Here is a 13,056-nt window from a genome sequence, read left to right as displayed (position 1 = left end):
ACTGGTCAAGCAATGGCGTGGCAGCGACGAACGAGGTCAGACGGGGCACTCGGCCCCGGGGGGTTAGACGATTGAAACGATGTCTTCGGTGTCTGCGTATCGCGTGGCTACTTGCTGTGCTCCAACTTTCCGCCTGCGCCTCGTGGCTGCCCGATTATCGAAACCTGAAGGAACCCGAGGTGTCGCTGGCAGGGCTTGCGCTTAGCGATCCAAACCCGCTGGCACCGAAGTTCCGGGTCCGGCTCAGGGTCGAGAATCCGAACGACATCGACGTCAGCCTGGATGGCGCCGCCGCGACGCTGGAACTCAACGGGAGGCCCGTGGCGACCGGGGTCAGCCGGAGTCCCCTGACTCTCAAGCGGCTCGCGGAATCGGAGCTCGATCTCGATGTCGCGGCGCAGACGCTGGGCATGCTCGAAGCCGCGGCGGCTGTGCTCGCGGAGGATCAGATCCGCTATCGGGTCCAGGGACACCTGTCGGTGTTGAGTGCGCTCGGGCCCCTGGGCAGGCTGCCGTTTTCGTTCGATGGCGCGGTGGACCCGGCGGCGCTGCTCGGGCAACGTTCAGCGCGCTGACTGCGGTTGCCGCCAGGATTCCGGCCGGGTTCTTCAGTCCGCGAGTGCGGTCATGCCGAACGGTGTCACGGGTCCGACGATGATCAATGTCCGTGTTGCCTCGAACTGCTCGATCTCGCCGTCGTTGCCGGTCAAGGGCCGGCCCGTGCGCGGGTCGAGTTTGTCGACCGGCCCGTAGCCGCTGCGTCCGATCAGATGGAACAGGGCTTCGGCGCGGTGCTCCTCGATATGGACGCAGCCGTGCGAGGCCGGTTGACCGAGATCGCCGAGCGCCTCGCGGTCAAGCGAGGAGTGCAGTGCCTTACCGCCCTGGAAGAACACCGACCAGAACATCGGGGCGTCGAAAGCGCTCGACCAGTGTCGCGAGGAGAACCCGGTTGGCACGAAATAACCTGACGGCGTGCCCCATCCCGTGTCCCCGGTCGAAATCAGCCAGTAATACAGCAACCCCACGCCGCGCTGGTAGACCCGCAAGGTTTCCGGCCGGCCCCAGAAGGCGTTGTCTTTCTTGTTGACGACGACGATGACCTCGTAGCTGCGGAAAGCCGGCTCGTCCAGCGGATCCGGCAATCCGACCGCTTCGTCGAATGGTGGGTCGCGATAGGGGGGGAAACTGCGCTCGGAGGCGAAGCGGTAGTTGGCATCGGCGCCGGGATCCAGGTCGTAGCGCGGGACCGGATAGGTGCGGCCGTAGCCCTCCCATGGGGCTGCCACGGCCACGGCGGTCGCGAAGAGCATCAGCAGTGCGAACAGGTGCGGAAGAGCGGTCCGTTGGATTCGGGGATTGGTCGCCATGGCGGGACCCTCGTACGGCGGTTACATGCGGAGGCTCGGTCACCGTTCCGGTGCCTTGACCTCAAGCCTAGTCGCCGTCCCCTAGTCTCGCGGGACAGGGTTTGCCACGATCGCGGCGATGCCCGGTTTGGGCTTCCGCACCGGGCGGGCATAATACGGCTACCTCGGGGGCGCGGGTCTCCCGATCTAATGACGTGGGTTTGAGAGGGGTCGGGAATGAGCTTGGCGCGCGTGCGGCTGGGATTGATCTGGGGGGCAGTGGTATTGCTGGGCGCTGGCGCTGTGGGTGGCATTGCGCTGAACCGGGGGGAAGCGGTCAACAGTCTGTGGTTCGTGCTCGCTGCCGTCTGTGTCCACGCGCTGGGCTACCGCTTCTACAGTGCCTTCGTGGCAGCCAAGGTGCTGGCCCTCGACCCGACGCGCGCGACGCCGGCGGAGCGCTTCAATGATGGCCGGGATTTCGTGCCGACCCACCGCTGGGTGGTGTTCGGGCACCATTTCGCGGCGATTGCCGGTCCCGGGCCGCTGATCGGTCCGACCCTGGCAGCCCAGTTTGGTTACCTGCCCGGCACGTTGTGGATATTGGTCGGCGCTGTGCTCGGCGGTTGCGTGCAGGATTTCGTGATTCTGGTCTTCTCGACGCGTCGCGACGGGCGCTCGCTGGGACAAATGGCTCGCGATGAACTGGGCCCGATCGGAGGAACGGCGGCGTTGGTCGGTGTGATGGCCATCATGATCATCCTGATCGCGGTGTTGGGGCTGGTCGTCGTCAATGCGATGAAGCATAGCCCGTGGGCGACGTCGACGGTCGGTGCGACCATCCCGATCGCGATGCTGATCGGGCTCTACATGTATCACCTCCGGCCCGGACGGGTGTTCGAGGCGTCGGTGCTCGGCGTCGGGCTGTTGCTGGGCGCGGTGGCCTTGGGTGGCTGGGTCGACGCGCAGCCGCAGTTTCACGGCCGTTTCGATTTCGATGGTCCGCAGCTCGCGCTGATGGTCATCGCCTACGGTTTCGCCGCGGCGGTGCTGCCGGTCTGGCTGTTGCTGGCACCGCGTGACTACCTGTCGACGTTCATGAAGCTCGGCACGATCGCGGCGCTGGCCGTGGCCATCGTCGTGCTGCACCCGGCCGTGCAGATGCCGGCCCTGACACGGTTTGTCGACGGTACCGGCCCGATCTTCGGCGGGACGCTGTTTCCCTTCGTCTTCATCACGATCGCCTGCGGTGCCATTTCCGGGTTTCACTCGCTGATCTCGTCGGGTACGACGCCGAAACTGCTGGCCAACGAGCGGGACGCGCGGTTCATCGGCTATGGCGCGATGATGATGGAGTCGTTCGTTGCGATCATGGCGATGATCGCTGCGACCGTGCTCGAGCCAGGGGTCTATTTCGCGATCAACAGCCCGGCGGGCGTCGTCGGACCCGCCGCGGACGCGGTAGCGAAGATCTCCTCATGGGGTTTCCCGGTAACGCTGGAACACATGGAGCTCCTGGCCCGGGAGATGGGCGAAACCACCCTGTTCGCACGCACCGGCGGGGCGCCGTCACTGGCCGTCGGTATGGCAAGCCTGTTCTCTAAGGCCTTCGGCGAAGGGCTGCTCTCGTTGTGGTACCACTTCGCGATCATGTTTGAGGCTTTGTTCATCCTGACCACGCTCGACGCCGGAACGCGTGTCGCGCGCTTCATGCTGCAGGACATCCTCGGCAACTTCGTGCCGGCCCTGGGGCGCACCGGCTGGTACCCCGGCGTCCTGTTGAGCAGCGCGGCGGTGGTCGCCGGCTGGGGCTATTTCCTGTACATGGGAACGATCGATCCGCTCGGCGGCATCAACAGTCTGTGGCCCTTGTTCGGCATCGCCAACCAGATGCTGGCGGCGATTGCGCTGTGCGTCTCGACGACCATCATCGTCAAGTCCGGCCGGGCGCATCTGGCCTGGGTCACCGGGGTGCCGCTGGCCTGGCTGGTCACCGTCACCAGCAGCGCCGCCTGGGAGAAGCTGTTCAGTTCCGAGACCCGCATCGGCTTCTTGTCCCACGCACGGGACCTGTCGGCGAAACTGGCCGCCGGCACGCTGCCGGCCGATCAGGCGGCCAAGGTGCCGCAACTGGTTTTCAACGACTATCTGGATGCGGCATTGACCGCGGCGTTCCTGTGCATCACCTGGGTCCTGATCGCCGATACGCTGCGTGTCTGCTTCTGCATCGTCGCGCGCCGGCCGCACCCGCCGTCGAGCGAGTCACCCTATGCACCCAGCCGGCTCGCCGAGCAGTGGGCCAGGGATTGACTCCGGGCGTTTCGGGCATGTCAGGGCTCGCGCAGGGATCGACCCCCGGCCGACGCCGCCTGCACGGCAAGTGGCCAGATATGGGCCGTCGGGTCGCCCGCTGCTCCCGGGCGGCGCCTGCGGTTTCGGCAGGCAGCCGTGGTCGTTTGTGGCGGGTTCTGCTGTCGCTGTGGATCGCGTTGCTCGCGACTCAAGCGGCTCAAGCGGCGCCAGCTCAGACATCCTTACCAACGGCCAAGCCGCTGGTGCAACAGATCAAGGACTGGAACGCAGTACTGAACCGCGTCCGCGGGGAACTGGCCGATCCCGAACTGTCGGACGAACAGCTCGATGCAGTGCCAATGAGCCTCGCACCCGTTCGCGCGGAAGCCCGGATGGGTGCCGAGGGGCTGCTGCCCGAAGTCCAACAGCTCAAGGATGAACAGGCGGCCCTCGGTCCGCCTCCACCTGCCGACGCGCCACCGGAAGCAGCCAATATCGCCGAGCGTCGCAGGGTCAGCGCCGAGCGGCTGGCAACGGTCGAAGGGGCCATCAAGGAGGCGGAACTGATCGTCGCCCAGACCGACCGTCTGCTGGACGAGGTGTCGGCGCTGCGGCGCATTCGTTTCACCGATCGGCTGTCCGCGCGAAGCCGGTCACCGCTTTCAGTGAAGGTGTGGCAACGGGCCTGGTCTGCGATGCAGGCTCAATGGGTCACGGCGCGCACTGAGGTGAGCGACTGGTGGACTTCGAAAGCAGCGTCCCCTGTCGGTTGGACCGGCCAATGGGCACTGCCACTGTCCGTCGCGATCGCCGTGTTGCTGGCGTGGCCGGCCCGCTCGAGACTGTTGCGTCGCTTCGGTTACATCTCGGTTGAGGGTGAGCCCAACTACGGACAGCGTTTGCAGGCTGCGCTCTTCACCGGCCTAATCCGTTCGTTTTTGCCTTCTGCGGCCGCGCTGGCCTTCTATCTCGGTGTCAGGCAAGGTCAGTTGCTTTCGGCCGGCGGCCTCGAGATTGCCTGGGCCACGGTTCAGGCACTGGTTTTCGTGGCGTTCACCCACGCGTTCTGCTGGGGCGCGTTCGCCCCTAATGCGCCGAGCTGGCGTCTGGTACCGCTGACCGATGCGGCGGCGATGACCGTAAGCCGGACGGTGACCGGGTTAGCTGCGGTTTTCGGACTGGATTGGATCATCTCCACGCTCAACGAACAGACGGAAGTCCCGGTCGAGTTGATCCTGCTCGAAGAGTTCGTCTCAGGCCTGTTGATTGCCGCGTTGCTGTTCGCGCTGCTGCGGCCCGGGATCTGGCAGGTGCAGGACGGGTCACGCTGGCGCCGCCATGCCGCGGTGACCTTCGCGCGCGGTGTGCTGACCATATTGGTCGGCGCGATTCCGCTGACCGCCGTGCTCGGCTACGTCGCACTGTCACGCGTGCTCGCGACCCAACTCGTGCTGTCGGCGGGACTGGTGGTGGGGTTGGCGTTGCTGCGCGCGCTGGGCGACGAGATGATCGAGCATGCATTGCTGCCCGGCACACCGCTGGCGCTGCGGGTTCGAACAACGCTGGACATGACTCGCGACGGTTGCGAAATGCTGGCGTTCTGGCTCAGGGGACTGCTGCGCCTGGCGTTGTTGGTGTCGGGCCTGCTGGCGCTCCCGCTGGTCTGGGGTGCCGGTGGCCAGGACTTACTCGCCTGGCTCGAACGCTCGGTATTCGGGTACCCGTTCCCCTCGGTGAAGATCTCGCTTGCCGATCTGGTGGTGGCGCTGGTGCTGTTCGCGGTGCTGCTGCTTGGGACCCGGCTGTTGCAGCGGACGCTGGACCGGGAAATCTTCCCTCGTACCCGACTCGACGCCGGTGTCCGGAACTCGATCCGTGCCGCGGCCGGTTATATCGGCTTCACGATCGCGCTGACGTTGGCCGTCGCCACACTGGGGATCGATTTATCGAATCTGGCGATCATCGCCGGCGCGCTGTCGGTCGGTGTCGGCTTTGGATTGCAGAACATCGTCGGCAACTTCGTGTCGGGCATCATTCTGCTGGTCGAGAGGCCGGTCAAGGTTGGGGACTGGATCGTCGTCGGCGAATTGCAGGGCTACGTGAAGCGGATCAGCGTCCGGGCAACCGAGATTTCGACCTTCGACCGGGCTTCGGTCTTCATCCCGAATTCCAGTTTGATCGCGTCTCCGGTCGTCAACCGAACCTATGCCGATCCCCAGGGGCGCGTCGTTATCCCGCTCGCCGTGGCTTACGGTTGCGACACGCAGCGGGTCCGCAGCGTGCTGATGAATGTCGCCAAGCTGAATCCGGAGGTGCTCGACCATCCGCCGCCGGTCGTACTGTTCCGTTCATTCGGCGACAGTTCGCTGGCCTTCGAACTGGTTGTCTACATTCCGGACGTCAATCGTTCCATGACCGTGACCAGCGACCTGTGCTTTGCGATAGAGGAAGATTTCAGGCGTGCCGGCATCGACTTCCCCTTTCCGCACCGCGAGGTGCACCTGCAGTTTCGTCAGGAGCAGATCGACCGGCTCGCCGAGGCGCTGGCCGCCATTCAGCGGCGCAGTTGATCGTCCAGGTGCGGGGCGATGGTTTCCAGCATCGCCTGGTGCAGCTTCGGGTTGGCCGCGAGAATCTGGCCGTTCTCCAGAAAACGGTCGCTGCCGGTCAAGTCGGTCACAATGCCGCCGGCTTCCTGAATCATCAACACCCCGGCGGCCATGTCCCACAGTTGCAGCCCGATCTCCCAGAAACCGTCCAGACGGCCCGCGGCCACGTAGGCCAGATCCAGCGCCGCCGACCCGGCGCGCCGAATGCCGGCAGTGTCCTTGATCAGGGCCTTCAGCATGGCCAGATACGGGTCGATGTAGCTCTGATCCTTGAACGGAAATCCGGTGCCCAGCAGGGCTGCCGGAAGGCTGGGGTGCGGCGTCACGCGCATGCGCCGGTTTTCGAGCGTGGCGCCGGCGCCACGCTTGGCGGTGAACAGCTCCTGCCGCATCGGGTCGTAGATGACCCCGACCTCGGGCCGGCCGCGATACAGCAGACCGATCGACACCGCGAACTGCGGAAAGCCGTGCAGAAAGTTCGTCGTGCCGTCGAGGGGGTCGATGACCCAGACGTACTCTTCTTCGCGTGCGCCGGTCCGGCCGCCTTCCTCGCCGAGAATGCCGTGGGCGGGATAGGCCTTCTGCAGGATGGCGACGATTTCCCGTTCTGCCTGCCGGTCGACGTCGCTGACGAAATCGTTGCGGCTTTTGACGGCAACTTTGCGCGGATCGACGCGGCCGAGGGAGCGAACGATGACGTCGCCCGCGGCCCGGGCCGCCCGGGTCGCGATGGTGATCATGGGGTCCATAGGGAATACAGCTCTGGAGTTGACCCGCTAGGATAGCAAAATTCTGTTACTATTCCGGGCTTTTCGTTTCTGGGTAGCGCTAGGCCATGCTGTCGACCATACGGATCGTGCTCGTCGGAACGACGCATCCGGGAAATATCGGGGCGACCGCGCGGGCCATGAAGAACATGGGCTTGTCGGATCTGGCGTTGGTCACTCCGCGAGTCTTTCCGGACGAGCAGGCCACCGCTCGCGCAGCCGGTGCCGACGACATTCTAGCGAACGTGGTCGTCTACCCCACCCTGTCGGCCGCGATCGCCGATTGCCAGTTGACGATAGGGGCGAGCGCGCGGCTCCGCTCGATTCCTTGGCCACAGCTGACGCCGCGGGAATGCGCGGACCTGGCCGGACGGCAGGCGAGGGGGAGCCGCACGGCCATCCTGTTCGGGCGCGAGCATTCCGGTTTGACCAATGAGGAACTGGAACTCTGTCACTTCCTGCTGCATATCCCGAGCAACCCCGAGTTCTCGTCCTTGAATGTGGCGGCTGCGGTCCAGCTGGTGGCTTACGAGTTGTGGGTCGCGAACGCGAGCGGCGACGCCGCAGTGGAGCCAGCGGTACCGCTGGCAACCGGGGCCGAACTGGAATCCTTCTTCGGTCACCTGGAGGCCACGCTGTGGGATGTCGGGTTTCTGCACGAGCGCAGGGCGGGCGATTCGACGATGCGGCGTTTGCGCCGCCTGTTCAACCGCGCGCGTCTGGAAGAACCGGAAATTCATCTGCTGCGGGGGATTCTCACCACCATGCAGTTCCGATTGAAAGGCGGCAAAGAGTAAGCGGACCTATGCTACAGCGTCTTCGAGACGAATTCGGTGTCATCTTCGAGCGGGATCCGGCCGCGCAGTCGTTCTGGGAGATCATGACGACCTATCCGGGTGTGCATGCCGTGCTGGTGCACCGGCTCACGCACCGGCTGTGGAACAAGGGGCTGCGCTGGCCGGCTCGAATGATCGCGACGTTTTCGCGCTGGTGGACCGGTATCGAGATTCACCCCGGGGCGCAGATCGGGCACCGCTTCTTCATCGATCACGGCATGGGCGTGGTGATCGGAGAAACCGCCATCATCGGCGATGACTGCACGCTCTATCACGGCGTCACGCTGGGTGGCACGAGCTGGAAGAAGGGCAAGCGCCATCCGACACTGGGCAACGGGGTCGTGATCGGTGCCGGCGCGAAGGTGTTGGGACCGATAACGGTCGGTGACGGCGCAAGGATCGGGTCGAACTCGGTGGTGCTGAAGAGTGTGCCGGCCGGTGCCACCGTCGTCGGTATTCCGGGACATTTCGTGAATCCCGATCGCGAGGCTCAGGAAGAGCGGCGTCGGGCGATCGCCAGCCGGATTGGTTTTGACGCCTACGGCATGACGCCCGACATGCCCGACCCGGTGGCGCATGCCATCAATCACATGCTGGATCACATCCAGAAGCTGGATGAGCAGGTTGAAGCGCTGCGGCGCTGCGTGACCAATCAGGGCATCACGCTGAACGAGCCGCCGCTACCGGAACTGGAGCCCTGTCAGCTCGATCCGTGCGTCGACAAGCCCGAAAAGTGAAACACCGCCTTCGGGAGCCATGGGGGGCGTGGCACGGGTCGCGCGTCGCGCTAGCTTCCTCCGCCCGAGCGGATTCCCGGCGCGTGACCTGACGCGGGCTGCAGGTGGTTTCCTCCGGTTCTCGCGTCAGCGCTGAGGCAGCCGCCAGTTCCGGGGCACCAAGACCCACTTGCGGCGTGAGGCGCCTGGCCTATGCCGCGGGTCGTCCCGTCGCGTCGAATCCCGCAGTGGGGTGTGTGCCTGCACACACTTTTCCGGGTGTGGATAAGTATTTGCCCATAGGCTGTATGAGTCGCAAGTCGCCTGCCCGGACCGAGCGCACTCGATTGGCGCATGCCGCATGGAAGATCCACTGTGAACGCTGATCGAGTTTTATTAAAGTATTGTAAATAAAGACTTGTTATGCTCTTTGGCGCATGCGCCTCCTCCGCGATGAACGCGTCTTGCGTCCTTCGGGGTTGACGCGAGGCAGCGCTTGGGGTAGCTGCGGACCCCTTGGTACCGTAGGAGTTGTCCACAGTTTCTGTGGATAATTCTGTTAACAGTAGGCCCGTAATCGCCTTCAGCCGGCGCCACCCGCGGGGTGTCTTACCCCTGTAAAATTTGTGACCAGAAATCTGGTAGCCTACGTCCGAAGTCCTATCGTGGAGCCGCTCAGCATGTCGCCATTCGATTTCGATGCCGAAGTCGTGACCCCCAGCTTTTCGATACCCGTGCTCGTGGATTTCTGGGCCCCCTGGTGCGCCCCCTGTCGAGCGCTGACGCCTGTCCTGGAGCGCATTGCGGAACGCCATCATGATCGCCTCGTACTGGTCAAGGTCAACACCGAGGAACAACCGGAGGTAGCAGAGCGGTTTCGCATTCGCAGCATTCCCAACGTCAAGCTCTTCGTCGATGGCGAGGTGGTGGACGAGTTTTCCGGTGCACTCCCCGAGAATCGGATCGAGGACTGGCTGCAACGGGTGCTGCCGAGCCCCCGGAGGGAGCAGTTGCAGCGAGCGGAAGAATTGCTGTCCCTCGGAAACACAGCCCAGGCGATCCCCCTGTTGCAGGACATACTCGCGGCGGAACCCGGGAATCTGGCCGCGCGCTTGTCGCTGGCTCGGGCACAACTGTTCACGGCCCCGGCGGCCGCGACTTCGGTGCTCGCAGCGATCGGTCCCGGTGATGACGGATTTGCGATGGCCGATGCGATCCGTACCCTGGCCCGTTTGCTCGAACTGGCCGCTGGTCAGGCGGACTTGCCTGAGGGAGCTGTCCGGGACGCCTACCTGGCTGGGGCGGAGCGGCTGAAACAAACCGATTTTAAGGGCGCCTTCGAAAGTTTTCTCGACGTGGTGCGAAAGTCACGCAGCTACGACGATGATGGTGCTCGCAAGGCGTGTGTAGCCCTGTTCCGCTACCTGGGCGACGACCATCCGCTGACCCGCGAATTTCGCGGTGCGCTCAGCAGTGCCCTGTATGTCTGATACGCTGACCCGTAGAGGTGTCGCCTTGAGTCTGGCCCTTGCGACCGCCGCATGTACGACCGTGCCACAGCCCGATGGTCCGCCCGCGCCGGATCATCCGGTCAGAGAGCCGGATCTGGTCGAACTGGTCACACTCGATCCGACCCTCAAGCTCGATGTGCGGTACGCGACCGTGAATAATTTCATCGGACGTGCGGTCTATCCGGAAGGCCGTGTGTTTCTGCAGCGCCCAGCGGCCGAGGCGCTCGTGCGCGTGCACAGGGCGCTACGGTCCGAAGGCCTGGGCTTGCTCGTCTACGATGGATACCGACCGTGGTCGGTCACCAAAGTCTTCTGGGACTCGGTTAGCGGCGACAAACGGAATTTCGTCGCCGACCCCAAACTGGGGTCACGGCATAACCGTGGTTGCGCGGTCGATCTGTCTCTGTATGACTTGGCCAGCGGACAGGCCGTTACGATGCCGACGGATTATGATGAGATGACCACCCGGGCCTACCCGGATTACGGCGGCGGAACGCCTGAATCCCGTCGTTATCGCGACAGCCTGCGCGCGGCGATGACTGCCGAAGGTTTCACCGTGCATCCGCGGGAGTGGTGGCATTACGATTTCCGGGATTGGCCGGAGTACGGTGTGCTGGACGTGCCTTTCGGGGCGCTGCGACGCTGACGGGGTCCTTGCGGCACAATCGTCGATCGACGCCAGGCAAGGTCCATTCGAACGTTCGCTGCAATGCCGGTGCGGGCGCCCTGCGTTCGTTTTCGAGTCTGATGTTTGCCGCGCCGGAGAGGTCATGATGGCAGTGGCGTTGGCCGGCAAATCCTTTCGCGCGCATGCTCGCGCTCGTTTCGCTCACCCAATGAGGTCCCGATGTTTCCTTTGCGTGATGAGAACCCGACGTTCCGAAGGCCGCTGGCAACGTTCGCATTGATCGCACTGAACATCGCTGTGTGGATCTTCGTGCAGGGGATGGGAAATGGCGCGACCATGGCACAATCGCTGTGCGCCTACGGTCTGATCCCGGGCGAGTTGTTCGGGCTCGCGCCTTTGAACACGGCCATCCCGCTCGGCGAAGGGCTGAGCTGCGTGCTCGACGGGAACACTTCGCACCTGACGCTGCTGACGCACATGTTCATGCATGGCGGGTGGTTTCACATCATCGGCAACCTCTGGTTTCTGTGGGTGTTCGGTGACAATGTCGAAGATGCGATGGGCTGGCTGCGGTTCATCGCGTTCTACCTTATCTGCGGTCTTGCCGCTGCAGGCGCCCAGATCCTTAGCGACCCGGGTGCGGCCGTGCCGATGGTCGGCGCGTCCGGGGCCATTGGCGGGGTGATGGGGGCATATGCCCGACTGTACCCGAGAGCGCATGTGATCGTTCTGATCTTCCTGGGTTTTTTCGTTACGACCGTGTCGGTTCCGGCCTTGGCCATGCTGGGGTACTGGTTTGTCATCCAGATTGCCGGCGGTCTGCCAACGCTGCAGGGTGCCGGCGGAGGCGTGGCCTTCTGGGCGCACGTGGGCGGTTTCGCGGCCGGTTTTCTGCTGGTCAAGCTGATCTACCAGCCGGCCTACCTGAACCAGCACCTGTCCCTGTCCCTGCGCCGCTCGGCGCGTTACCGGCTCTGACGAGGCCGGTTCAGCCTGCTACAGGCGAAAGTGCTCGAAAGCAGGCCCAGAGACTTCTGAAGGTCGCCGACAGGTGGCGGTCGTCCTGGTCTTCCCAGCGATCGATCGCCTCCGGCGGCAGCCACATGCCGTCATCGATTTCCTCGGCATTCAACTGCAGCGGTCCGTCATGCACGGTGCGGTAGACATGGATGAATTCCCAGCCGGTGGTCTCGCTGGCCGGCAGTTTGAAGAGCAGCTCCAGTGCATCGGGGGCGCAGTGTATTCCGAGTTCCTCCGACAGCTCGCGCCGCGCGCAGTCGTCATAGCTTTCGCCGGGATCGACGTGCCCGGCGGCCGAGGTGTCCCATAGCCCGGGATTGATGTCCTTTTGCCGAGAGCGCCGCTGCAGGAACACGAGTCCTTGCCGGTTGAACAGCAGGACATGCGTGGCGCGGTGCCTGAGGCCAAGCCGGTGGATGTCGGCGCGGCGCCGGCGGTCGACGACACGGTCATCGCCATCGACCACTTCCAGCCATTCCGAGTGCGAGGCGTGACTCTGGGTCATTCAGGGCTCCTTGATCAGGCGAAAAGTCAGATTGATGCGCGCTTCCGCGCCCTGCGGCGCTTTCGGTACGCAATGACGCCAGTCGTGCTGCAGGCGGCCGCCCATGATCAACAGGCTTCCGGCGGTCAGGCCAAGTTCGAGCTGTTCCCGTGTCCGATTGTGCCGCAGCAGGAAGCGACGGGTCGCGCCCAGACTGAGTGAGGCGATGACGGGGTTCGGTCCGAGTTCCTTCTCTTTGTCGGCGTGCCATCCCATCGAGTCTTGGCCGCTGCGATAGAGGTTGCCGAGAACACTGTTGAAGCGACAGCAACTGCGCTCCTCCACGGCTGCTCTGACTTCCGACAACACCGGTGTCCACGGCAGGGGTTCATGCGACACCCCGGAATAGCGATAGCGGGCCCCCGGGTCTCCGTACCAACAGACCAGCCGCGGCACCATGACGTCCCGGCCCGCGATCACGAGGACTTCTTCCTGCCAGTCGAGTTCAGACCGTAGCGACTGGAAAAGGGTTGCCGCTTCCGGCGCGGTCAGGAAGCCCTCGATGAGCAGCCACTCCCCGTCGGCGACTGACCAGTGCGTCTCGGCCGCGGCAGCCAGTCTGGGTCGGTACGGTGCTGCGAACCCGTTGGGTGGGGGCTGGGACATGCTCTCGTTCCGGATCGAGTTGCCGGGTCCGTGCTGGGATTATGCCCATATCTTACTATCCCCGCTGCAAACGGCTGACGAGCATCGAGGCAGCCGTCGTCAGGGCAGCGGGGTTAGGTCGCCAGCTGCCGGATACCACCCACAGCGTGGTAGCATTCGGCTTGGTTTGACATCCGTT

At 64.3% G+C, this 13,056-nt stretch carries 12 protein-coding genes; 8 read left to right on the top strand and 4 right to left on the bottom strand.

Annotation, left to right across the window (positions count from 1 at the left end):
* Window positions 1-116 precede the first annotated feature (116 nt).
* Entirely contained in the window at window positions 117-575 is a 459-nt protein-coding gene (locus BWR02_RS16315) for an LEA/WHy family protein (RefSeq protein WP_162560195.1), read from the top strand.
* 33 nt (window positions 576-608) lie between these two features.
* On the opposite strand, the gene BWR02_RS16310 is transcribed toward BWR02_RS16315, so the two are convergent.
* Complete coding sequence (locus tag BWR02_RS16310; RefSeq protein WP_139558980.1) at window positions 609-1,370, bottom strand: L,D-transpeptidase; 762 nt, start codon at window positions 1,368-1,370, stop codon at window positions 609-611.
* 216 nt (window positions 1,371-1,586) lie between these two features.
* Between BWR02_RS16310 and BWR02_RS16305 the strand changes: the two genes are divergently transcribed.
* A complete protein-coding gene (locus BWR02_RS16305; protein ID WP_139558979.1) occupies window positions 1,587-3,659 on the top strand; it encodes a carbon starvation CstA family protein in 2,073 nt (690 codons plus the stop codon).
* A gap of 245 nt (window positions 3,660-3,904) precedes the next feature.
* Entirely contained in the window at window positions 3,905-6,211 is a 2,307-nt protein-coding gene (locus tag BWR02_RS16300) for a DUF3772 domain-containing protein (RefSeq protein WP_162560194.1), read from the top strand.
* Here BWR02_RS16300 and BWR02_RS16295 read toward each other — a convergent pair.
* Window positions 6,196-6,999, bottom strand: coding sequence for an inositol monophosphatase family protein (locus BWR02_RS16295; protein WP_139558977.1), 804 nt, complete (start codon window positions 6,997-6,999; stop codon window positions 6,196-6,198). The genes BWR02_RS16300 and BWR02_RS16295 overlap by 16 nt on opposite strands.
* Before the next feature lie 86 nt (window positions 7,000-7,085).
* On the opposite strand from BWR02_RS16295, the gene BWR02_RS16290 reads away from it, so the two are divergent.
* The 5 genes from BWR02_RS16290 (at window position 7,086) to BWR02_RS16270 (ending at window position 11,686) form a co-directional block, all read left to right on the top strand.
* The gene (locus BWR02_RS16290; protein ID WP_139558976.1) at window positions 7,086-7,814 is read left to right on the top strand and encodes an RNA methyltransferase; all 729 of its coding nucleotides are present in this window, start codon (window positions 7,086-7,088) and stop codon (window positions 7,812-7,814) included.
* Between the two features lie 8 nt (window positions 7,815-7,822).
* Window positions 7,823-8,590, top strand: coding sequence for a serine O-acetyltransferase (gene cysE, locus BWR02_RS16285; protein WP_139558975.1), 768 nt, complete (start codon window positions 7,823-7,825; stop codon window positions 8,588-8,590).
* A gap of 659 nt (window positions 8,591-9,249) precedes the next feature.
* A complete protein-coding gene (trxA, locus tag BWR02_RS16280; protein ID WP_139558974.1) occupies window positions 9,250-10,059 on the top strand; it encodes a thioredoxin in 810 nt (269 codons plus the stop codon).
* A complete protein-coding gene (locus BWR02_RS16275; RefSeq protein ID WP_139558973.1) occupies window positions 10,052-10,726 on the top strand; it encodes a M15 family metallopeptidase in 675 nt (224 codons plus the stop codon). The genes trxA and BWR02_RS16275 overlap by 8 nt, the downstream gene beginning before the upstream one ends.
* A 201-nt stretch (window positions 10,727-10,927) precedes the next feature.
* On the top strand, window positions 10,928-11,686 hold the full coding sequence (locus BWR02_RS16270) for a rhomboid family intramembrane serine protease (RefSeq protein WP_139558972.1): 759 nt from the start codon (window positions 10,928-10,930) through the stop codon (window positions 11,684-11,686).
* Window positions 11,687-11,696: 10 nt separating this feature from the next.
* Here BWR02_RS16270 and BWR02_RS16265 read toward each other — a convergent pair whose 3' ends face one another.
* Window positions 11,697-12,233 (bottom strand): NUDIX hydrolase, encoded by a 537-nt coding sequence (locus BWR02_RS16265; protein WP_139558971.1) that lies wholly within the window; start codon window positions 12,231-12,233, stop codon window positions 11,697-11,699.
* On the bottom strand, window positions 12,234-12,878 hold the full coding sequence (locus BWR02_RS16260; protein WP_139558970.1) for an alpha-ketoglutarate-dependent dioxygenase AlkB family protein: 645 nt from the start codon (window positions 12,876-12,878) through the stop codon (window positions 12,234-12,236).
* Between the last annotated feature and the right edge of the window lie 178 nt (window positions 12,879-13,056).

Source organism: Methylotetracoccus oryzae, from assembly GCF_006175985.1.
Classification (GTDB): domain Bacteria; phylum Pseudomonadota; class Gammaproteobacteria; order Methylococcales; family Methylococcaceae; genus Methylotetracoccus; species Methylotetracoccus oryzae.
This window is presented reverse-complemented; position numbering and strand designations above follow the sequence as displayed.

Coding starts and splice junctions, on each gene's coding strand:
- BWR02_RS16305 (WP_139558979.1), top strand. CDS start 1,587: ATGAGCTTGGCGCGCGTGCGGCTGGGATTGATCTGGGGGGCAGTGGTA.
- cysE (WP_139558975.1), top strand. CDS start 7,823: ATGCTACAGCGTCTTCGAGACGAATTCGGTGTCATCTTCGAGCGGGAT.
- BWR02_RS16295 (WP_139558977.1), bottom strand. CDS start 6,999: ATGGACCCCATGATCACCATCGCGACCCGGGCGGCCCGGGCCGCGGGC.
- BWR02_RS16290 (WP_139558976.1), top strand. CDS start 7,086: ATGCTGTCGACCATACGGATCGTGCTCGTCGGAACGACGCATCCGGGA.
- BWR02_RS16275 (WP_139558973.1), top strand. CDS start 10,052: ATGTCTGATACGCTGACCCGTAGAGGTGTCGCCTTGAGTCTGGCCCTT.
- BWR02_RS16265 (WP_139558971.1), bottom strand. CDS start 12,233: ATGACCCAGAGTCACGCCTCGCACTCGGAATGGCTGGAAGTGGTCGAT.
- BWR02_RS16260 (WP_139558970.1), bottom strand. CDS start 12,878: ATGTCCCAGCCCCCACCCAACGGGTTCGCAGCACCGTACCGACCCAGA.
- BWR02_RS16270 (WP_139558972.1), top strand. CDS start 10,928: ATGTTTCCTTTGCGTGATGAGAACCCGACGTTCCGAAGGCCGCTGGCA.
- trxA (WP_139558974.1), top strand. CDS start 9,250: ATGTCGCCATTCGATTTCGATGCCGAAGTCGTGACCCCCAGCTTTTCG.
- BWR02_RS16310 (WP_139558980.1), bottom strand. CDS start 1,370: ATGGCGACCAATCCCCGAATCCAACGGACCGCTCTTCCGCACCTGTTC.